We start from the raw sequence: 20,117 nt of genomic DNA on the forward strand, positions 1-20,117 counted from the left end.
TAGCAGAAGCGGATGGGTCATCCGGTTGCGCCGCCGGGAGGTTGCGTGCCGTTCGCCCTGGGGGACGGTGTGACCGCGCGACGGGCGCAGCCGCACGGGGCGGCCTCGCGCCGCAGCCCGCGTCGGCTGCGGCGTTCGCCCGCGCGCGTCGGCCGTACGGGGGAGGACGGGGCGGGGTGCCGGAGGTGTGCGGCGCGGTTGGGTGTGAGAGGGCCGAGGCTGGGCAGGGGCGGACGACCCTCCCCCCGTGGACGACAGGGAGCTCGTCGTGGCACACCCATCCGAACCGCCGCCCCGGCCGGCGCACGGCACGCCGGGGCAAGGGGCCGCAGGCGAGACCCGCTCCCCCGTGAGCGTCCGCGTCAACGGGACCCTTCACGACCTCGACCTCGACCACCGCGTCACGCTGCTGGACGCCCTGCGCGAGCACCTGGACCTGACCGGCGCCAAGAAGGGGTGCGACCACGGGCAGTGCGGTGCGTGCACCGTCCTCGTGGACGGCCGGCGCGCCAACAGCTGTCTGCTGTTCGCCGTCACCCTCGACGGGTGCGCGGTCACGACCGTGGAGGGCCTCGCGGGGCCCGACGGCGCCCTGCACCCGCTCCAGCGCGCCTTCATCGAGCAGGACGCCTTCCAGTGCGGCTACTGCACCCCCGGCCAGCTCTGCTCCGCCGTCGGCGCCCTGCGCGAAGCCGCCGCCGGCGACCCGTCGCGCGTCACCGCCGCCGGTGCCCGGGCAGGGGCCGCCGCGCTGACCGCGCAGGAGATCCAGGAGCGGCTCAGCGGCAACCTGTGCCGCTGCGGTGCCTACCCGGCGATCGTCCGGGCCGTCGCCGGGGCCGCCGCCGATGCCGCGGCCCTCAGGACCGGTGCGGATGCGGACGTGATCGTGTGAAGCCCTTCGCGTACGTACGCGCCACCAGTCTCCGCGAGGCCGCCGAAGCCCACGCCGCGCACCCCGGTTCCCGCTACCTGGCCGGCGGCACCAACCTGGTGGACCTGATGAAACTGGGCGTCGAGTCCCCCACCGCCCTGATCGACGTCTCCCGGCTTCCCCTGGACGAGATCACCGACCTCCCCGACGGGGGCCTGCGCGTGGGCGCCACGGTCCGCAACAGCGACCTGGCCGCCGACCCCCGGGTGCGCTCCCGCTTCCCGCTGCTCGGGCAGGCGCTGCTCGCCGGCGCCTCCGGCCAGCTCCGCAACGTCGCGACCACCGGCGGCAACCTGCTCCAGCGCACCCGCTGCGCCTACTTCCAGGACCTCTCCAAGCCGTGCAACAAGCGCGAACCGGGCAGCGGGTGCGGAGCCCGGGACGGCGTCCACCGCGACCACGCCGTCCTCGGCCACTCCGAGCACTGCATCGCCACCCACCCCTCCGACATGGCCGTGGCCCTCGCCGCGCTGGACGCCGGCGTCGAGCTGTACGGGGGACCCGACACCACCCGTACGGTCGCGGCCGCCGAGTTCCACCGGCTGCCTGGCGACCGCCCCGAGCAGGACACCGTCATCCGTCCGGGAGAGATCGTCACGGCGGTACTGCTGCCGGCCCCGGCGCCGGGCGCCGTCTCCTCCTACCGCAAGGCCCGCGAACGCGCCTCGTACGCCTTCGCGCTCGCCTCGGTCGCCGTCGTACTGGACCTCGACCGCGACGCGGGCCTCGTGCGCCGGATCTCCCTGGCCTTCGGCGGCCTCGCCCACCGGCCCTGGCGGGCCACCACGGCCGAGGCACGGCTGACCGGCGCCGAGCCGCGTCCCGACGCCGTGCGCGCGGCGGTCGACGCCGAGCTCGCCCGGGCGGAGCCGCTGCGCGACAACGCGTACAAGATCCCCCTCGCCCGCAACCTCGCCTGCGACGCCATCGCCACGCTGGCCGGTACGCATCCCGGTTCCACCGACCACAGGACAGGACCCCAGGACCCACGATGAGTTCCGCCTCCGCCACCCTCGGCACCGCCTCCGAGGCCCTGCTCGGCACCCCCGTCCCACGGCTCGAAGGCCGGGAGAAGGTGACCGGCACCGCGCTGTACGCCGCCGAGCGGCACCTGCCGCGGCGGGCCTTCGCCTGGCCGGTGCCCGCGACGGTCGCCCGCGGCCGGGTCACCGCCGTCGACACCGCCGCCGCGCTGGCCCTGCCCGGCGTCCTGGGCGTCCTCACCCCGTACGACGCACCGCGCCTGGGCCCGTCCGACGACCCCACCCTCCAGCTGCTCCAGGACCTGCGGGTACCGCACCGCGGCTGGTACGTGGCGCTGGCCGTCGCCGACACGCTGGAGGGGGCCCGCGCCGCCGCCGACGCGGTGCGCGTCACCTACGAGGCGGAGCCGCACGACGTCGTACTGCACGAGGGCCACCCCGGCCTGTACACCCCGGAGAAGGCCAACGGCGGCTACCCCGCGCACCGCGAACAGGGCGACCCGGACGCGGCGTTCGCCGCCGCGCCCGTACGGATCGACGTCCGCTACGCGGTGCCGCCGCTGCACAACCACCCGATGGAGCCACACGCCGGCACCGCCGACTGGGACGCCGGGCGCGGCCACCTCACCGTCCACGACTCCTGCCAGGGCACCACGGTGGTGCGCGCCGTCCTGGCCGGGCTGTTCCGGCTGCCCGAGGACCGGGTCACGGTGCTGGCCGAGCACGTGGGCGGCGGCTTCGGCTCGAAGGGCACGCCGCGTCCCCACGTCGTCCTCGCCGTCATGGCCAGCCGGCACTGCGGACGCCCCGTCACCGTGGCCCTGCCCCGGCAGCACATGGCGGCCACCGTCGGGCACCGCGCGCCCACCCTGCACCGCGTCCGGCTCGGCGCCCGCGCCGACGGCACGCTCACCTCCCTCGGCCACGAGGTCACGACGCACACCTCACGGGTGCGCGAGTTCGTCGAGCAGGCCGCCGTACCGGGGCGGGTGATGTACGCGGTCCGGGACAGCCGCACCACGCACCGCGTCACCGCGCTCGACGTGCCCACCCCCTCCTGGATGCGCGCCCCCGGCGAGACGCCCGGCATGTACGCGCTGGAGTCGGCCATGGACGAGCTGGCCGACGCGCTCGGCATGGACCCCGTCGAGCTGCGCGTACGCAACGACCCCGCCACCGAGCCCGACAGCGGCCGCCCCTTCAGCAGCCGCCACCTCGTGGAATGCCTGCGCGAGGGCGCCGACCGCTTCGGCTGGGCCGGCAGCCGGCCGCCCCGGCGGGAGGGCCCGCTCCTCATCGGCAGCGGCATGGCGGCGGCCACCTACCCCGTGTACATCGCTCCGGCCGGCGCCCGGGCCCACGCCCGGCCCGACGGGAGCCACCTCGTCGAGGTCAACGCCACGGACATCGGCACCGGCGCCCGTACGGTCCTCGCCCAGATCGCCGCCGACGCGCTGGGGGTCCCGCTCGACAGCGTCTCGCTGTCGCTCGGCAACAGCGCGCTGCCGCCCGGCCCCGTGGCCGGCGGCTCCACCGGGACGGCGTCCTGGGGCTGGGCGGTGCACGACGCGTGCACCGCCCTGACCGAGCTGCTGGCCCGCCACCACGGGCCCCTGCCCGACGCGGGGCTCTCCGCGTCCGCGGACACCACCCAGTCGGCGAAGCAGAGGTCCCCGTACGCGCGCCACGCGTTCGGGGCCCACTTCGCCGAGGTGCAGGCCGACACGGTCACCGGCGAGGTACGGGTGCGCCGGATGCTGGGGGTCTTCGCCGCCGGCCGTGTCCTCAACCCGCACACGGCCCGCTCGCAGTTCATCGGGGGCATGGTGATGGGGCTGGGCATGGCCCTGACCGAACACAGCGGCCTGGACCCTGCCTTCGGTGACTTCGCGGAACGCGACCTGGCCGCCTACCACGTACCGGTCAACGCCGACGTCCCCGTCGCCATCGAGGCCCACTGGATCGACGAGCACGACAAGCACCTCAACCCGATGGGGAGCAAGGGCATCGGTGAGATCGGCACCGTCGGCGCCGCGGCGGCCATCGGCAACGCCGTGAGCCGGGCGACCGGCCGGCGGCTGCGCGAGCTGCCCCTCACCCCTGACCGGGTCCTGGCCGCCCTCGGCGACGAGGGCGGCTCCGCCGCGGGCACGTAGACGCGCGGCGGGGGCTTCCCCTCGGCGCACCCGCCGCGCGCCGGCTCGCGACGCAGGTGGTCCGAGCGGGGCTGGAGAATGCCCCCAGCCCGTCCCGGCGTGCGGCGAGGCGATCTGTTCGTTGGACAGCCCGGTCGCGATCAGGCGGGTCACTTCGAGTTCGCGCGCGGTGAGTACGGCGAGTTGTTCCGCGGTGTCGGTGGGAGGTGCCGGGCGGTGTGCGAACTGCTCGATCACCCGTCGGGTTGCGCCCGGTGACAGCAGCGCGTCGCCGGCCGCCACCACCCGGACGGCCTGGCGGAGGTCGTCCGGTTCGGTCTCCTTGGTGAGGAACCCGCTCGCGCCCGCGCCGAGTGCCGCGAAGACGTACTCGTCGGTCTCGAAGGTGGTCAGGACGACGACCCGGCAATCCGCCAGTTCGGGGTTCCCGACGATCGCCCGGGTGGCGGTGAGGCCGTCCATGCCGGGCATGCGGATGTCCATGAGGACGACGTCGGGCCGGACGGCGCGGGCCGCACGGACCGCCTCGTCGCCCGTGCCCGCCTCGCCGACGACCCGGATGTCCTCGGCACGGGCGAGGAGGCTGCTGAATCCGGCCCGTACCAGAGCCTGGTCGTCGGCGAGGAGCACCTTGATCGTCATGGGCGGAAGCCGGCACAGGATCCAGAACCTACGGAGGGGGCGGGGGGGGGGCGGCCGCGTCGTCGCGACGGGGACACCCTGTCGTACACCGGCCGGTGTCATCGCCCGGCCGGCTGCACCGTCCGGTGTACGTGCCGGGACTGCCGCGGACGGGGTGACCGGCGGAGAACGCAGGGGCGAACCGCTCGCGGTGCGGGACACGGTGCCACGGGTCACCGGCACGCCAGCCCGCCCCTTCCGCCGGTGGGCTTCGTCGGAGCCATGAGGCGAGTGCCTCGTGCGGCAACTTGCCCGCCGTCTCCCGCAGTCAGCGTGGCCTTCCCACGGGGTCAGGCGAGCCTGCCGAGGATCCGGCTCGCCGGGGCGTTGCGGTCCTCGGTGGTGAAGAACTCCAGCCAGGCGGCGGTGTACTCCTGGCGGGTGATGGTGCCGTCGCCGTCGAGATCGAAGGCGTTCGCGGCCTCGGCGGCGTCGGGTGCGGCAAGCCCTGCGCGCGTGAACATGCCGATCAGCACGGCAGTGGGGATCTCACCGTCGTCATCGTGGTCCATGGCGCTGAAGGCCGCCTCGACGGCGGACCGGGCGGCGGCCTCCACCGCGGGCGCATGCACCAGGCTCGTCATCGCGGTGCGGAACTCTTCCGAGGTGACGGTCCCGTCGCCGTCGGTGTCGGCGTGGTCGAGGAGGGTCCTCCACCAGGCGCCGTACTCCGCCCGCAGGGAGAGGGCCTTGGGCGACTGGGCGGGCACCGCGCTGCCCTGCAGGATCCTGTCGACCATCAGCGCCACGTCCTCGTGGTTGAGACGGCCGCTGCCGTCGGTGTCGTAGAGGGCGAACAGCCGGTCGCACTTCTCGTACAGGACGTCGGACATCAGGGGTCCTTCCTCGGGTGAACGGCTCCGGGGCCGGGGGAACCCGGGGTCCCGGACATGGGAGATGGGGCGAACTGTGGCAGAGGGCACGAGGTGGACCACCCGCCCCAGCCACCCGTTCGGCGTATGCGCGGGCGGGGAGTCCACTCCTCAGGGTGGCGCCCCGGTGGTTCGGGGTGCGGTCACCGGACCGGTGCAGGGGCGCGGGGACGACGGTCGGTTCGCGCCGGTGGATTCCACGGGCGCGCATTCCCTCGGCGCGCGCCGGGTACCGGACGGGGGCAGGAGGAGGCGAGGCGGCTCGGGCAAATCCGCACCTCCCGAACGCCGTTCGCTGCACGCACCCCAGAACACTCCGGCGTGCGCCCCCGGCGACATCGCCACCCGGAAGGGCGGTGCGCGGACTCCAGTGCGATTACCAGCGCCGTGACGGCGCCTGTTCTTGATCGTTCAGCAGGCCGACGAGCAACGGAGTAGTCAGTTCCGATGGTGAGCTGATGATGGGAGACGCCCTCGTGCCTACTGAGACGGTTCCGACCGACACCCGATGGCTGGTGACCGCCTTTCACCTGGAACGCGGGGCCGGCTGCGAAGCCGTGGCCGAGCACGTCCGGCACCTGCGGGCGCGCATCCTCTTCGACCACGGGCGGCGGCCGGAGTTCCGGAAGGACCACGGCGTCTACGCCGACGACCAGGAACTGGACTACGGAGCATGGCACTTCGTGGCCAGGCGGCAGGCGGGCGGCCCGCCACTGGGCTACGTCCGGCTGTGCACGCCCGAGACGGGTGAGCTGTTCCAGACCCGTTCCTTCCTGGGCGAGGACCCGTACCAGGACCTCCTGCTGTCGCAGGGCCTCAGCACGGCAGAAACGTTCGAGCACAGCCGTCTGGTCGTGGAGCACAGGGCGCGCAAGCTCGGTCTCGGCGTGCACCTCAACGCGGTGGCCATCGCGGCGGCCCGCCACCTGGGGGCCAAGGCCATGGTGGGCACGTCCGGCACCGCGGACGGACAGGACCTCTTCCACGCGCGGTTCGGCTTCCGGCACGTCGCGGGCACCCGCCGGTACGTGGAACGGTACACGGAGGACGTCGTGGTGATGATGTACCGGTCCACAGGCGGTTGCGGCGCGTACGAGGACCTCGTCGCCGACCTGGAAGAGGACTTCCCCCGGCTGGTGAGGCCCGTGTCGGACATCGAGGCAGGCCGGCCGTACGAGGCCGGTTCCGGTCCCGGCGCCCGTCCGGCGGCCCCGCCGGTGGCCTCGCGGGCGGTCACACCGGCGGTCACGGAGGTGAACGGGGACGAGCCCCGCTGGCGGCCCGGCCTGTTCGACCTGCAGCAGCCCGCGGACGCCGCGGCCTTCGAGGCCCTGCTCGCCTCAGGCACCGTGCGGGAGGTGGCGGACACCGTCGCGGAGCAGCTGGTGGAGCTGGTCACCTGTCGGGAGCCCGCACTGCGCCGGTCCCCGGAGGCCGTGGAGCGGGCCGTCGCCGGGCAGCTGGCGGGACGGTCGCTCCGGGAGTACGGGACCTGGGTGTGGTACCCCTGGTCCGGACGCCTCGTCCACCTGCTCCCCCGGGACGAGTTCCGGCTGGTCCGCACCGACCGCAACCGCGGCCGCATCGAACGACCCCAGCAGCGGCATCTGCTGGAACGCCGGGTCGGCATCATCGGTCTGTCGGTGGGCAGCAGTGCCGCGCTCACCTTCGCCATGGAAGGCATCGCCGGCGCGTACAAGCTGGCGGACTTCGACGCGCTCAGCGTCTCCAACCTGAACCGGCTCCGGGCCGGGGTGCACCACCTGGGCCTCAACAAGTGCGTGATCGCCGCCCGGCAGATGGCGGAGATCGACCCCTGGCTCGACATCGAGATCTTTCCCCGCGGCCTCGACGGCGCGTCGATGGCGGAGTTCTTCACCGGCGGTCACGGGAGCATCGACCTGCTCGTGGAGGAGTGCGACGACCCCCAGGTCAAGCTCGCGGCCCGGGAGTGGGCACGGCAGCTGCGCGTCCCCGTGGTCATGGACGCCAACGACCGGGGCCTGCTGGACGTGGAGCGCTTCGACCTGGAACCGGAACGTCCGCTCCTGCACGGGATCCTCGGCGACACCACCTCCGAGGATCTCAAGGACCTTTCGGCACAGGAGAAGGTCGACGTGATCCTCGCCATGGTCGACCGGGAGGGCATCAGCGCGGAGCTGGAGGCTTCGATCGCCCGCCTGGGGACGACGTTGAGCAGCTGGCCCCAACTGGCGTCCGGGGTCGCGCTGGGCGGCGCGCTCACCGCGGAGGCGGCCCGGCGCATCCTGCTGGGGCTGCCGCGCCCCTCGGGCCGCTTCTACGCCGACCTCGCCGTTCTGACCTCGGCGGAGCGGAGCGTTCTGGCATGAGCACCCGCCTGCTGCCCCTCGCCTCCCACACCGGAACCGGTCCGTCGGGGTCCTTCGCCCTCACGGGAAGCGGAATCCACGTCCCGCCGACCGTCGTCACGAACGAGGAGATCACCCGGGTCACCCATCGCGACGGCGACTGGATCACCTCCCGCACCGGCATCCGTGAGCGGCGGCGGCTCGCGCCGGACCTCGCGACCTCCGACATGTGTCGCGCCGCGGCCCTCCCGGCCCTGCGCGCCTCGGGCACCGACGCGCGGGACCTGGACGCCGTCATCGTGGCCAGCTACACCCAGGACCAGCCGATGCCCTCCACCTCCGTGATCCTCAAGGACGCCCTCGGGGCGGCACGGGCGGTCGCCCTGGACGTGTCCCAGGCCGCCTGCGCGTCGGGCGTCCAGGCCCTGTTCCTGGCCGCCCACCTGCTCCAGAACCCGTGCTTCCGGCAGGTGCTGGTCGTCGGAGCCGACTGTGCCTCGCGCATCATCAGCCCCGCCGACCGTACCGCCGGCGTGTTCTTCGGCGACGCGGCCGCGGCCGTGGTCCTCAGCAGCACCGGGACCGAGGGGGCCGGACTCCTCGCGTACGACATCGGATCCGAGCTGTCCTACGCCGTCCAGGTCCCCGCCGGCGGGTCCCGTCGGCCCACCAGCGCCGACAGCGTCTCCTCCGGCGGCCACTACGTCGCCATGGACGGCCGCGCGGTCTGGGACACCGCCACCACCCGGCTGCCGGAAAGCATCTCCCACGCCGTCGGCCGCGCGGGCATGACCCCGCAGGACATCGACCACTACTTCCTCCACCAGGCCAACCTCAACATCCTGAAGGCCGCGCAGCAGCGGCTCGGCATCCCCGCCTCCCGCATGCCGGTCACGCTGGACGAACTCGGCAACACGGGATCGGCAGGCGTGCTCACCGCCCTGCACCGGGTCATCAGCACGGGCGGGCTCCGCCCCGGGCACACCTTCGTCGTCTCCGGAATCGGGGCGGGGTTCCACTGGGCGACCCTCGTCCTGCGCCAGCCCTGACCCCTCGCGGGCGTGCCACCGGCCGCCCGGCGTCCTCTTCCCCCGTTCGCCCACCACTTCCCCCGTTCACCCACCACGCGAAGGCTTCCCGCCCCATGATTCGGACCGCGGTCGTCGCCGCCGTCGCAGGACACCTCCCGCCGCGCGTCGTCACCAACCACGACCTGGCGCTGCGTTTCGACACCACCGACGAATGGATCCGAGCCCGTACGGGCATCGCCCGGCGCCACCACGTGGACCCGGGTACGACCACCAGCGACCTGGCGGCCCGGGCAGGGCGCCGTGCCCTGGAGAACGCCGGCGAGGAGCAGGCGGACCTGGTCGTCGTCGCCACCACCACCCCGGACCGGCCGTGCCCGGCCACCGCGCCCACCGTCGCCACGAAGCTCGGGCTGACGGGCGTGGCCGCCTACGACGTCTCGGCCGTGTGCACCGGGTTCCTCTACGCACTGCACACCGCGGCGACGGCCGTCCAGGCAGGGGCCGCCCGCCGGGCCCTCGTGATCGGTGCGGAGACGTTCAGCACCCTCCTCGACCCGTCCGACCGCACCACCGGCGTCATCTTCGGAGACGGCGCCGGCGCGGTGCTGCTGCGGGCCGGTGAACCCGGCGAGCCGGGATCCTTGGAATCCGTGCACCTCGGCAGCGACGGGACCATGGCCGACCTCATCACCGTGCGCGGGCGCGCCGCGGGACCCGACCACGGCGACGCCGGCCCGGACGATCCGTATTTCCGGATGCAGGGTCCCCAGGTGTTCGGGGCGGCGGTACGGCACATGACGCAGTCCACGCGCAACGTGCTGGACGAACTCGGCTGGAGCGTCGCGGACATCGACCACCTCATCGGCCACCAGGCCAACAACCGCATCCTGCACGCCGTCACCGAGCGGCTCGGCCTGCCCGCGCAGCGCGCACTGGTCAACATCGACCGTGTCGGAAACACCGCCGCGGCCTCGATCCCCCTGGCCATGGCCCACGGCCACGACACGGGCCGGCTCCGGAAGGGCCAACGCGTCGTCCTGACCGCGTTCGGCGGCGGAGCCACCTGGGGCGCCGCCGCACTCACCTGGCCGGACCTGCCTCGGCTCTGAGAACTCCCCGTCCCCGCACCGCAGCCTCGTGCAGCGCAAGCACCCCTCCCCGAAAGGCTCCCCCATGTCCGATGCCGTCCTGGCCGTTCTCATCGACACCCTGGTGACCAGGTTCGACACCCCGCCCGGCAGCGCCGACGCCCACACCCCCCTCGGACAGTCGGCCGTCGACTCCCTCGCCCTCGTCGAACTCGGCCTCCTCCTGGAGGAGCGGCTGGGCACCCCGGTGCCCGAAGGCGTCCTGCACCCCGACCAGACCCTCCGGGAGGCGGCGCAGGCACTGGCCGCGCTGGACTCGCCGCACCCCGCGGCCACGCCCTCGGCGTGACCTGATCCCCGGCCGGCTCCGCGGTCTTGCCGACCGGCGGAGCCACGCCGGGATGAGGGAGTCTCCGGGGGCTGCCCGTGCGCGCAGTCCGGGGCGCGGCCGCGGGCACAGGCCTGTGCGGGGCCGTGCGCTCCCGGGCCAGGCACCGGGCACGGAGGGTCAACTCGGGGCGCGGAAAGGGTCATAGCGTCGGGGTGTGCCGAGCCGGGCGGGACCGACCGCCGTCGGCGCGCATCCGGCATCCACACCCGCCAGAAGGGACCCCCGTGTTCGACGTCACCCAGGTACAGGCCGCCCCGAGCGCAGACCTCCTCACCCCTGACAACGCCGTCATGGTCTTCGTCGACCACCAGCCGCAGATGTTCTTCGGCACCGGCAGCGGCGACCGCGCCGCCATCATCAACAGCACCGTGGGCCTGGCCAAGGCGGCCCGGGCCTTCGACGTGCCGACCGTCCTGACCACCGTGGCGGCCGAGTCCTTCTCCGGCCCCCTGCTGCCCCAGCTCGCCGCCGTGTTCCCCGACCACAAGCCCGTCGACCGCACCAGCATGAACGCCTGGGAGGACGAGGCCCTGGTCGAGGCGGTCAGGGCCACCGGCCGCCGGAAGATCGTCCTCTCCGGGCTGTGGACGGAGGTCTGCCTGGTCCTGCCCGCGCTGTCCGCGCTGGCGCAGGGCTACGAGGTCTACGTGGTGACCGACGCCTCCGGCGGCGTCACCCCCGCCGCCCACGAGCACGCCGTCGCCCGGATGACGGCCGCCGGGGCCGTTCCGGTGACCTGGGTGCAGGTGCTGCTGGAGCTCCAGCGCGACTGGGCCCGGCAGGAGACGTACGGCGCCGTGATGGAGGTCGTCAAGGAGCACGCGGGTGCGTACGGCCTCGGGGTCGTGTACGCGCAGAGCATCCTCGGCGCGCACGCCGCCGGCTGATCCCCGTGGACACCGGCCTCCTCGTCCTGCGTCTGCTCGTCGGGCTGCTGATCGCCGGCCACGGAGTGCAGAAGGTCAGCGCGCACCTCGGCGGCCGGGGTCTGGCGGCCGGCGCCGAGGAGTTCCGCGCCGACGGCTTCCGCGGCGGCGTCCTCACCGCGCTCGCGGCGGGCGCCGGGCAGATCGGCTCGGGGCTGCTGCTGGCCGCCGGCCTCCTGACGCCCCTCGCCGCGACCGGGGCCATCGGGGTCATGACCGTCGCCCTCACCGTGAAGCTGCCCCACGGCCTGTGGGTCCAGGACGACGGCTACGAGTACCCGCTGGTCCTGATCGTCAGCGCCGCCGCGCTGGTTGCGACCGGACCCGGTGCCTGGTCGCTGGACCGGCTGATCGGCCTCACCCCCTACCCGCTGTGGTGGACGGTCCCCGTGCTCGCCGCCGGCATCGGCAGCGGCCTCCTCGCCCGACTCGTCCTGCACCGGCCCGCCTCCTAGGGCCGCCGGCGGAGCCGGCCGGCGTACCCCGCCCGCCGCACCCACCACCCACCGTCCGTTCCTCCTTCCCCGTCGTGGCGGAGGCCGGACCCGTACCGAAGGAACACCCATGCCCTACATCGACGTCGCCGAAGGCACCTCCGCCCCGGTCCGCCTCCACTACGAGGACCACGGCACCGGCCGGCCCGTGGTGCTGATCCACGGCTGGCCCCTCAACGGCGCCTCCTGGGAGAAGCAGACGGCCGCGCTGCTCGCCGCCGGCAACCGCGTCATCACGTACGACCGGCGCGGCTTCGGCCGCTCCGACCAGCCGGCGGACGGGTACGACTACGACACGTTCGCCGCCGACCTGAACGCCGTCCTGACCACCCTGGACCTGCGCGACGCCGTGCTCGTCGGCTTCTCGATGGGCAGCGGCGAGGTCACCCGCTACCTCGGCACCTACGGCTCCCAGCGCGTCGCGAAGGCCGTCGTGATCGGCGTGGTCCCGCCGTTCCTGCTCAAGACCGACGACAACCCCGGAGGCGTCGACGGAAGCGTCTTCAAGGGGATCGAGGAGGCCATCACCGCCGACCGGTTCGCGTTCATGACCTCGTTCCTCGCGGACTTCTACAACACCGACGTCCTGCGCGACCGCATCAGCGAGCAGGCCGTCCAGGCCAGTTGGAACGTCGCCGTCGGCGCCTCCGCCAAGGGCACCCTCGACTGCGTCCAGGCCTGGCTGACCGACTTCCGCGCGGACCTGCCGCGGATCGACGTCCCGACCCTGATCATCCACGGCGACGCCGACCGCATCCTGCCCGTCGACGCCACGGCGGTCCCGCTCGCGCGGCTGATCGACGGCGCCGAGCTGACGATCGTGCCCGGTGGCCCGCACGGCCTGCTGTGGACGCACGCCGACGAGGTGAACTCCGCCCTGCTGTCCTTCCTGGACTGACCGGTCACGCCCTGACCGGCGGGGCCGGCTCCCACCCCCGGAGCCGGCCCCGCCCACCCGGCACCGGCTGTCGGCCGGACCGCCGACCCACCCGACCCCGCCCCTCTGCGCAGCAAGGAGCCCCCATGCCGCTCGCCCCCGTTGCCCTCCCGGAACCCCCCGTGGCGCACCCCGCGGCTCCGGCACCCCGGATCACCGTCCGCTCCCCCGGCGAGGCCCTCGCATGAACCCGCCCACGACGCCGGGCACCCCCGGCCCCGCCATGCCCGTGGCCGGGATCGTTCCGACGGCCCGCACCGGCGGCCCGGCCACCGCCGACCTCCTGCTGCGCAACGCCAGGATCCACACCGGCGACCCCGCCCGGCCCGCCGCGACCGCGCTGGCCGTCCGCGACGGCCGGATCCTCGCCCTCGGCGACGACCACGACCTGGCCCCCCACACCGGACCGCAGACCACGGTCGTCGACGCCCTCGGCCGCCGGGTCGTCCCCGGGCTCAACGACTCCCACCTGCACGTGATCCGCGGCGGCCTGAACTACGTCCTGGAACTGCGCTGGGACGGCGTGCCCACCCTGCGCGCCGCCCTGGCGATGCTCCGCGAGCAGGCCGGCCGCACTCCCAAGGGCCAGTGGATCCGCGTCGTCGGAGGGTGGACCGCCGAACAGTTCGCCGAACGCCGGATGCCGACCGTCGCCGAACTCAACGCGGCAGCGCCCGACACGCCCGTCTTCGTCCTGCACCTGTACCAGTCGGCCCTGATGAACCGGGCCGCCGTACGAGCCGCCGGCTACCACCGGGGGACCCCCGACCCGCGCGGCGGCCAGATCGTCCGCGGCCGCGACGGCGAACCGACCGGGGTGCTGCTCGCGGCGCCCAGCGCCCTGCTCCTCTACTCCACCCTCGCCAAGGCACCCGCCCTGGACCCCGACGAACAGCGGATCTCCACCCGCCACTTCCTGCGCGAGCTCAACCGCTTCGGCCTCACCTCGGCCGTCGACGCGGCCGGCGGGTTCCAGAACTTCCCCGACGACTACGCCACGGTCGTCGGCCTGGCCCGCTCCGGCGAGCTGTCGCTGCGCATCACCTACCACCTCTTCCCGCAGACCGCCGGACAGGAGCTCGCCGACCTGCGCCGCTGGACACGGACCGTCCGGCCCGGCGACGGCGACGAGTGGCTGCGGCTGGGCGGCGCCGGGGAGAACCTCACCTGGGCGGCCGCCGACTTCGAGAACTTCTCCGAACCGCGCCCCGAACTCGCCCCCGGCTACGAGGCGGAGTTCGAGCAGGCCGTCCGCATCCTGGCCGAGCACGGCTGGGGCTTCCGGCTGCACGCCACCTACGACGAGACCATCCGCCGCGACCTCGCCGTCTTCGAGAAACTCGCCGCCGAGGGGCTCTTCCCCGCCGGCGGCCGGTGGCTCTTCGACCACGCCGAAACCGTCTCGGACGACAGCCTCGACCGGATCGCCGCCCTCGGCGGCGCCCTGTCCGTACAGAACCGGATGTCCTTCCAGGGCACCGCCTTCCTGGAGCGGTACGGCGCCGGGGCCGCCTCCCGCACCCCGCCCGTCCGCGCCATGCTGGACCGCGGGCTGACCGTCGCCGCCGGCACCGACGCCACCCGCGTCTCCTCGTACAACCCCTGGGTCTCGCTGCACTGGCTGGTCACCGGACGCACCGTGGGCGGCACGCCCCTGTACCCGGCCGCGAACCTCCTCGACCGGCAGACCGCACTGGAGCTGTACACCCGCGGAGGCGCCCGCCTGACCGGCGAGGACGGCACCAAGGGCATGCTGCGCGAGGGCTTCCTCGCCGACCTCGCCGTGCTGTCCGCCGACTACTTCACGGTCCCCGAGGCCGCCATCCCCGGCATCGAGTCCGTGCTCACCGTGGTCGGGGGCCGGATCGTCCACGCCGCCGCCGAGTACGAGGGCCTCGACGAGCCCCTGCCGCCGGTCGTCCCCGAGTGGAGCCCCGTATCCCGCTTCGGTGGCTACCGGTCGGCCGGCGCCCGCCAGGCCGACGCCATGGCCGAGGCGGTCGCCGAGTCCGAGGAACACCGCCGGTGGCGCGCCGACCGCGGCACCCTCCCTCCGGCCGGAACCGCCCCCGTCGACCCCTGCTTCGCGCACTGACCCGGAAAGGACCCGCGGATGAGTACGGAACCCGCCGGCGAGCACGGCGGCAGCGGTTCGGGGCGGCGCTTCGAAGCCGACCTGCGCGCCATGACCCGGATCAACCTGCGTCCGATGGCCTCCCCGATGCCGCTGGGCTTCTTCACCGTGGCCATCGCCTCCGTCATGACCGGCTGCCTGCAACTGGGGGTGTTCGACGCGGCGGAGCGCCGCGCCGTGGCCCTCTGCGTCCTGCCGGCGTTCGCCCTGCAGTTCCTGGTGAGCATCCTCGCCTTCGCCGCACGCGACGTCGTCGCGGCCACCCTGATGGGCGTCTTCGCCGGCAGCTGGCTCGCGTACGCCCTGGTGACGGGCACCGGCGCGGCCGGCGGGGCCCGGGTGCTGGGCGTGTTCAACCTGGCCTTCCTGGCCCTGGGGGCGCTCATGGCCGCCGTCACGCGCCCCAAACGGGCGCTGTGGGCCGTCATCGTCGCCTCGCTGCCCCGGTGGGCCGCCACCGGCCTCGGAGGGCTGACCGGCGCCGAGGCGCTCACCCGTACCGCGGGCGCGCTCGGCCTGGTGGTGGCCGTCGCGGCGGGCTACGCGGCCTTCGCCCTGATGCTGGAGGACATGCGCAGCGAAGAGGTCCTGCCGATCGGCCGCAGCGGCCCGGCCCACCACGCGGTCGAGGGCGACCTCGCCGTCCAGTTGCGCAACCTGGAACGGCAGGCCGGAGTGCGCCGCACCCTGTGAGCACCCGCCGCAGGGAGGGACGTTTCCCCGGTTGTGCCCGGCACCGCGGCGCGCTCAGGCCGGGCCCGCGGCGGCCCGGGACACCGCCTGCCACTCCCGGGGCGACATCCCGTACGCGGTGCGGAAGGCCCGGCTGAAGTGGGAGGGGCTGACGAAGCCCCACCGCTGCGCGACCGCCGACACCGTCGTCGTGGCGCCCGCGCGGCACGCCAGGTCGCGCCGGCACCGGTCGAGCCGCTCCCGCTGGACCCACCGTCGCACGGACGTCCCCTCGGCCTCGAAGAGCCGGTGCAGGTAGCGCACCGAAACGTGGTGCGCCGCCGCGATCCGCTGCGGTGTCAGGCCCGGGTCCGCCAGGTGCCGGCGGGCGTACGCCTTCACCCGGGCCAGCGTGGCGGCTGCCGCCTCGGGCGCCTGCGGTTCCGGCCGGCCCTGGCGCTCCCGGACCAGCACGGCGAGCAGGTCCGCGGCGGTCAGCGCGAGCCGGTGGCCGGTGTCGGGGTCCAGCCCGGACGCCTGTCCGGCCAGCCCGGCGAGGTATCCGGCGAGCACCCCGGCCGTTCCGGTCCGGCCGTCGAACAGGGTCCCCGTCACGGACCTGAGGTCGTCGTCCGAGACCCCGATGTCCTCCTTGGGCACGCGGAACGCGGTGAACCGGAAGCGGTCCGGCTGCTCCCGGCGGTACGGCCGGCCGGCGTCCGAGCACGTGAACGTGCCCGGAACGACCAGTGCCTGCCGCCCGTGCTGGGTGAGCCGCGCGGTGCCGGCGTGCTGGAGGGTGAGGGTGACGAACTGTCCCCCGCCCTGCGCGATGCGGCGCGGGCTGCGGACGACGGTCTGCGGGCCGGCCCCCACCTCGGAGATCTGCAGGCGCCCGACCTGCTCGCTGACGATCGTGCCGACCGTCGGCTCCGGCTCGTGCAGGGTGACGTCGAGCGGGACGAACGTACCGGACACCAGGCTGTGCCAGTAGTCGGTGCGCTCGGTTGCGGACACGGCGGCGGTGGTGGTGACCAGGGACAACGTGACTCCGGAGGACGGGGCGTGCTGGATGTGCTCCCACTCTCGGAGCACCGCGCGCCCGTGCCATCCGTCAGGTGACTTGCCTCGTGCGCGTCACGCCGGCGCCGGGCCGGCGCCCGGTGCCGCCGGCCCCGTCAGCGGCCCGGCCCCGCGTCCTGCTCCACCACGTCGCGCAGTTGGCTGCGGGAGGTGACGCCCAGCACCGGGAATGCCTGGTAGAGGTGGGTGCCCACGGTACGGGGGGACAGGAACAGCCGTTCCCCGATCTCGCGGTTCGTCAGCCCCTGGGCGGCGAGCCGGACGATCCGCTGCCGCTGCGGCGTGAGGGACCGCAGGGCGCTGTGCCGCGCCGACTCGACGGCGACGCCGGCGGCCCGCAGCTCCGCTTCGGCCCGTGCGCTCCAGTGGACGGCGCCCAGCCCGTCGAAGATCTCCCGCGCCGTCGTCAACGCCTCGCGGGCCTCGGCGATCCGGCGCTGCCGGCGCAGCCATTCGCCGCGGTCCAGCCAGGCCTGGGCCCGTTCGAAGGGCCACCTCCGTCCGGTGGGGTCGCCCAGGGCCGCGGCGAACAGGCCGTCGGCGTCCTCCGGCCCGGCCAGCAGGGCGGCGGCCCGGTTCATGGCCTGCCGCAGCCGCGCCGATGCTCCGTCGCCGACCTCGCAGGACACCCGCTCCAGCACGGTACGGGCCTCGTCGGCGCGGCCGGTGAGGACGGCCGCGGCGGCGTGGTCGGCGACCGCGTAGCAGGACAGGTGGGGGTGCAGCGGGGCGCCCGTGGCGTCGAAGAGGGCGCGCAGGTGCCGGTGGGCGGTGGCGTGGTCGCCGAGGGCGGTGGCCGCCAGGCCCGCGGCGCGGCGGGCCCGTACGACGGTCCCCAGGACGCCGGCCGGTTCGGTCACCGCCAGTGCCGCTGCCGCGTGCCGCAGTGCGCGCTCGGGCTCGCCGGTGAGGGCGTCCAGGGTCGCCAGGACCGCGGCCGCCCGTACCGAGCCGAGGGTGTGGTCGCCCTCCGCGAACCGGGCCGCGAGCCGTTCGGCACCGAGCCGGGCGTCCGCCCACCGGCCGCCGTCCAGGTTCGCCCAGGCCAGGTCGGCGGCGGTCATCCCAGCGTGGAAGGCGTCCGCGTCCTCCCACTGCGGGTTCACCAGCTCGCCGAGCAGGCTGACCGCCGTTTCGGTCTCGTCGAGCACCAGCGCCAGCACGCCGAGGGTGTGGAGTTCGGTGGGGAGCCGGCCGGGTGCCGCGGCAAGGGCGGGCAGCCGGTCGCGTATCGCGGCCCCGTGCCGGAACGGATCGGTCACACCGAGGTCCCACAGGTGGAACGGGTGGTCGGCGACCGCCCGGTCGTCGCGCAGCTCCAGCAGGGTCCGCAGCCGGTCCCGCTGGGCGGGGGAGCCCGAGTGGTAGGCGATGCCGGTCGCGATGGTGGACACGCCGGCCCCGATCGCCGCGGGGTGCATCAGCCCGTCCGCGTCGACCAGCGCGAAGGCCCGGTCCATGCGCATCGTCAGCATGGCGACGAGCCCGCTGAGCCCCGAGATCCACCCCGTGGCCGCCGGATCGCGGTTGGCTTCGAGGGCCCGCGAGGCGAGCGCTTCGGCCTGCCCGAGGTCGCCCGCCAGAACCGAGGCATACGCCGCCGTCGCGAGGCGGCGCGTCCGGTCCGCCGGGTCCGTGCCCAGCTCCGCGGCCCGCTCAAGACCCGCGACCGCCTCCGCCATCGCGCCGCGTGCCACCGCCCGCATCGCCGTGCCCTCCAGGGCCTCCGCCACCGACGCGTCGGGGGCGACCGTCGCCGCGGACAGCTGCCAGGCCCGCCGGTCGGGGTCGCCCGTGAGCGCGTCGGCCAGCGCCAGATGGGCGCGCCGCCGTACGGCGAAGGGGGCGGCGCCGTAGACGGCGGACCGGATCAGCGGGTGGCGGAAGTCGATGCGGTCCGCGTGCAGGCGGACCAGCCCCGCCTGTTCCGCCGGCTGCCAGACCTCTACGTCCGTGCCCTCCGGCAGCGCGGCCATGACGGCCGCCAGGGAGGCGCCCTCCGCAGCCGCCGCGAGCAGCAGCGCCTCGCGGGACGCCGCGGGCAGCGCACCCACCTGGTCGGCGAAGGTGCGCTCCAGCAGGTCGGTGACGGGGAGCCGGCCCGTCACGGGCACGCCGCCGTCGCTCGCCGCCTGCCGGGCGAGTTCGACGAGGGCGAGGGGGTTGCCTGCCGCCGTGTCGAGCACCCGGCGGCGGGCCGGGCCGGTCAGGGTCCAGGGCTGCGCGCTCAGGAGCTCCGCGGCGTCGGCCGGCGGGAGGGCCGGGACCACGAGTTCCGCGACGGCCGGGTCGAGCCAGTCGGGGCGGCGGGTGCCACGGGCCGCGACGAGCAGCCCGATGGGCTCGCCTGCCAGCCGCCGCGCGAGGAAGCCGAGTACCTGGCAGCTGCCGCGGTCGAGCCACTGGACGTCGTCGGCCACGATCAGCAGCCGGTGTGCGGAGGCGAGCTGCGAGGCGAGCGTCAGCACCGCCAGGCTCGTCATCATCAGGTCCGGCGGCGCCTGGTCGTCACCCAGGCCGAACGCGCTCAGCAGGGCGGCCCGCTGCCGCACCGGCAGGCCCTGCGCGCCGTCGAGCACCGGCAGCAGCAGCTGGTGCAGCCCGGCGAAGGCGAGTTCGCTCTCCGCCGCGTTCCCCCGCACCCGCAGCACCCGGGTTCCGGCGGCCGCGGCCTCGTCGGCCGCGGCGTCGAGCAGCGTGGTCTTCCCGACTCCGGGCTCCCCGAGCAGCAGCAGCGAGGCAACGGGAGCGCTGGGCGCGAGGGCTTCGACCACGGCCGCCCGCTCTTTCTGACGACCGATCAACTCACTGCTCCCGAAAACCGCCTGTACGACCGGACGCCGTTCTCCGCCGGCGCACCGCAGAGAGAAGATCCTAACGGAGCGGAACGTGACCACGGTCCTCGCGCCCGACACCGGCATCGGTACCTCGAAGAGCGGGCCCGTCGTGCGTCAGAACGCGTAGAGCGGGTTGCCGTTCAGGGCCGCGGACATGGCGCAGCCGTTGGAGAACGTGTGCTTCCACGCGAGGCGGCTGCCGCGCCAGACGCCGTCGGCCGTGACGGTGACGGGGTCGTAGTACAGCGGGCAGGCCCGGTCCGAAGCCGGGGCGGACACGAGGCGGTTGAGCTCGCCGCCGGTGGCGTCGAGGGCGTCGCACGCCGCTCGCGGATCGGGGTGCGTGCCCTCGGCCGTGTAGGCGCAGCTGAGGACGGTCGCCCGCAGGACGGTGCCCGCGGCCGCGTCGTCCCCCTCGGTGACGGTGAGGACCACGGCGGACGGGGCGTACAGGCTCGCGGGCGCCGCCTCGGCCGCGCCCGTGGCGCCGGCGAGGCAGAGGAGGGTGGCGGCGGAGACTGCGGCTAAGCGGGGACGCATGACAACACTCGCTTTCGATTCGAAGGTG

Annotated in this window: 16 protein-coding genes and 1 pseudogene; 12 read left to right on the top strand and 5 right to left on the bottom strand. The window is 74.6% G+C overall.

Annotation, left to right across the window (positions count from 1 at the left end; translation table 11 throughout):
* Nucleotides 1–268 precede the first annotated feature (268 nt).
* The 3 genes from ACIQUR_RS32030 to ACIQUR_RS32040 are packed head-to-tail and all read left to right on the top strand — an operon-like array spanning nucleotide 269 to nucleotide 4,073.
* A complete protein-coding gene (locus tag ACIQUR_RS32030; protein WP_403672022.1) occupies nucleotides 269–895 on the top strand; it encodes a 2Fe-2S iron-sulfur cluster-binding protein in 627 nt (208 codons plus the stop codon).
* A complete protein-coding gene (locus ACIQUR_RS32035) occupies nucleotides 892–1,929 on the top strand; it encodes an FAD binding domain-containing protein (protein WP_403672025.1) in 1,038 nt (345 codons plus the stop codon). The genes ACIQUR_RS32030 and ACIQUR_RS32035 overlap by 4 nt, the downstream gene beginning before the upstream one ends.
* Nucleotides 1,926–4,073, top strand: coding sequence for a xanthine dehydrogenase family protein molybdopterin-binding subunit (locus tag ACIQUR_RS32040; protein ID WP_403672028.1), 2,148 nt, complete (start codon nucleotides 1,926–1,928; stop codon nucleotides 4,071–4,073). The genes ACIQUR_RS32035 and ACIQUR_RS32040 overlap by 4 nt, the downstream gene beginning before the upstream one ends.
* 108 nt (nucleotides 4,074–4,181) lie before the next feature.
* On the opposite strand, the pseudogene ACIQUR_RS32045 reads toward ACIQUR_RS32040, so the two are convergent.
* Together ACIQUR_RS32045 and ACIQUR_RS32050 are read right to left on the bottom strand one after the other, a co-directional pair.
* Nucleotides 4,182–4,715, bottom strand: a pseudogene (locus ACIQUR_RS32045) (response regulator); the annotation flags it as partial.
* Nucleotides 4,716–5,044: 329 nt separating this feature from the next.
* Entirely contained in the window at nucleotides 5,045–5,587 is a 543-nt protein-coding gene (locus ACIQUR_RS32050) for an EF-hand domain-containing protein (protein ID WP_403672031.1), read from the bottom strand.
* 515 nt (nucleotides 5,588–6,102) lie between these two features.
* Here ACIQUR_RS32050 and ACIQUR_RS32055 point away from each other — a divergent pair.
* The 9 genes from ACIQUR_RS32055 to ACIQUR_RS32095 all read left to right on the top strand — a co-directional run bounded on the left by ACIQUR_RS32055 (nucleotide 6,103) and on the right by ACIQUR_RS32095 (nucleotide 15,650).
* Complete coding sequence (locus ACIQUR_RS32055; RefSeq protein ID WP_403672034.1) at nucleotides 6,103–7,977, top strand: ThiF family adenylyltransferase; 1,875 nt, start codon at nucleotides 6,103–6,105, stop codon at nucleotides 7,975–7,977.
* Nucleotides 7,974–9,005, top strand: a complete 1,032-nt coding sequence (locus tag ACIQUR_RS32060) for a 3-oxoacyl-ACP synthase III family protein (protein WP_403672037.1) — start codon at nucleotides 7,974–7,976, stop codon at nucleotides 9,003–9,005. Before ACIQUR_RS32055 ends, ACIQUR_RS32060 begins: the two co-directional genes overlap by 4 nt.
* A gap of 95 nt (nucleotides 9,006–9,100) precedes the next feature.
* Nucleotides 9,101–10,096 (top strand): beta-ketoacyl-ACP synthase III, encoded by a 996-nt coding sequence (locus ACIQUR_RS32065; protein WP_403672040.1) that lies wholly within the window; start codon nucleotides 9,101–9,103, stop codon nucleotides 10,094–10,096.
* Nucleotides 10,097–10,160: 64 nt separating this feature from the next.
* Nucleotides 10,161–10,424 carry a phosphopantetheine-binding protein gene (locus ACIQUR_RS32070; protein ID WP_403672043.1) on the top strand — a complete coding sequence of 88 codons (264 nt, stop codon included), beginning with the start codon at nucleotides 10,161–10,163 and terminating at the stop codon, nucleotides 10,422–10,424.
* Between the two features lie 266 nt (nucleotides 10,425–10,690).
* Nucleotides 10,691–11,353 (top strand): hydrolase, encoded by a 663-nt coding sequence (locus ACIQUR_RS32075; protein ID WP_403672046.1) that lies wholly within the window; start codon nucleotides 10,691–10,693, stop codon nucleotides 11,351–11,353.
* 5 nt (nucleotides 11,354–11,358) lie between these two features.
* Nucleotides 11,359–11,847: a DoxX family protein gene (locus tag ACIQUR_RS32080; protein ID WP_403672048.1), complete on the top strand. Its 489-nt coding sequence runs from the start codon at nucleotides 11,359–11,361 to the stop codon at nucleotides 11,845–11,847.
* 109 nt (nucleotides 11,848–11,956) lie between these two features.
* Entirely contained in the window at nucleotides 11,957–12,784 is an 828-nt protein-coding gene (locus ACIQUR_RS32085; protein ID WP_403672051.1) for an alpha/beta fold hydrolase, read from the top strand.
* 223 nt (nucleotides 12,785–13,007) lie between these two features.
* Nucleotides 13,008–14,918 carry an amidohydrolase gene (locus tag ACIQUR_RS32090; protein WP_403672054.1) on the top strand — a complete coding sequence of 637 codons (1,911 nt, stop codon included), beginning with the start codon at nucleotides 13,008–13,010 and terminating at the stop codon, nucleotides 14,916–14,918.
* 18 nt (nucleotides 14,919–14,936) lie between these two features.
* A complete protein-coding gene (locus ACIQUR_RS32095; RefSeq protein WP_403672057.1) occupies nucleotides 14,937–15,650 on the top strand; it encodes a GPR1/FUN34/YaaH family transporter in 714 nt (237 codons plus the stop codon).
* A gap of 54 nt (nucleotides 15,651–15,704) precedes the next feature.
* Here ACIQUR_RS32095 and ACIQUR_RS32100 read toward each other — a convergent pair whose 3' ends face one another.
* The 3 genes from ACIQUR_RS32100 to ACIQUR_RS32110 form a co-directional block, all read right to left on the bottom strand.
* A complete protein-coding gene (locus ACIQUR_RS32100; protein WP_403672310.1) occupies nucleotides 15,705–16,673 on the bottom strand; it encodes a helix-turn-helix domain-containing protein in 969 nt (322 codons plus the stop codon).
* A 134-nt stretch (nucleotides 16,674–16,807) separates the two neighbouring features.
* Nucleotides 16,808–19,516: a helix-turn-helix transcriptional regulator gene (locus ACIQUR_RS32105; protein WP_403672060.1), complete on the bottom strand. Its 2,709-nt coding sequence runs from the start codon at nucleotides 19,514–19,516 to the stop codon at nucleotides 16,808–16,810.
* Between the two features lie 147 nt (nucleotides 19,517–19,663).
* Nucleotides 19,664–20,089: a subtilase-type protease inhibitor gene (locus ACIQUR_RS32110; RefSeq protein ID WP_403672063.1), complete on the bottom strand. Its 426-nt coding sequence runs from the start codon at nucleotides 20,087–20,089 to the stop codon at nucleotides 19,664–19,666.
* Nucleotides 20,090–20,117: the final 28 nt, after the last annotated feature.

Source organism: Streptomyces sp. NPDC101132 (assembly GCF_044759225.1).
In the GTDB taxonomy this organism is placed as follows: domain Bacteria; phylum Actinomycetota; class Actinomycetes; order Streptomycetales; family Streptomycetaceae; genus Streptomyces.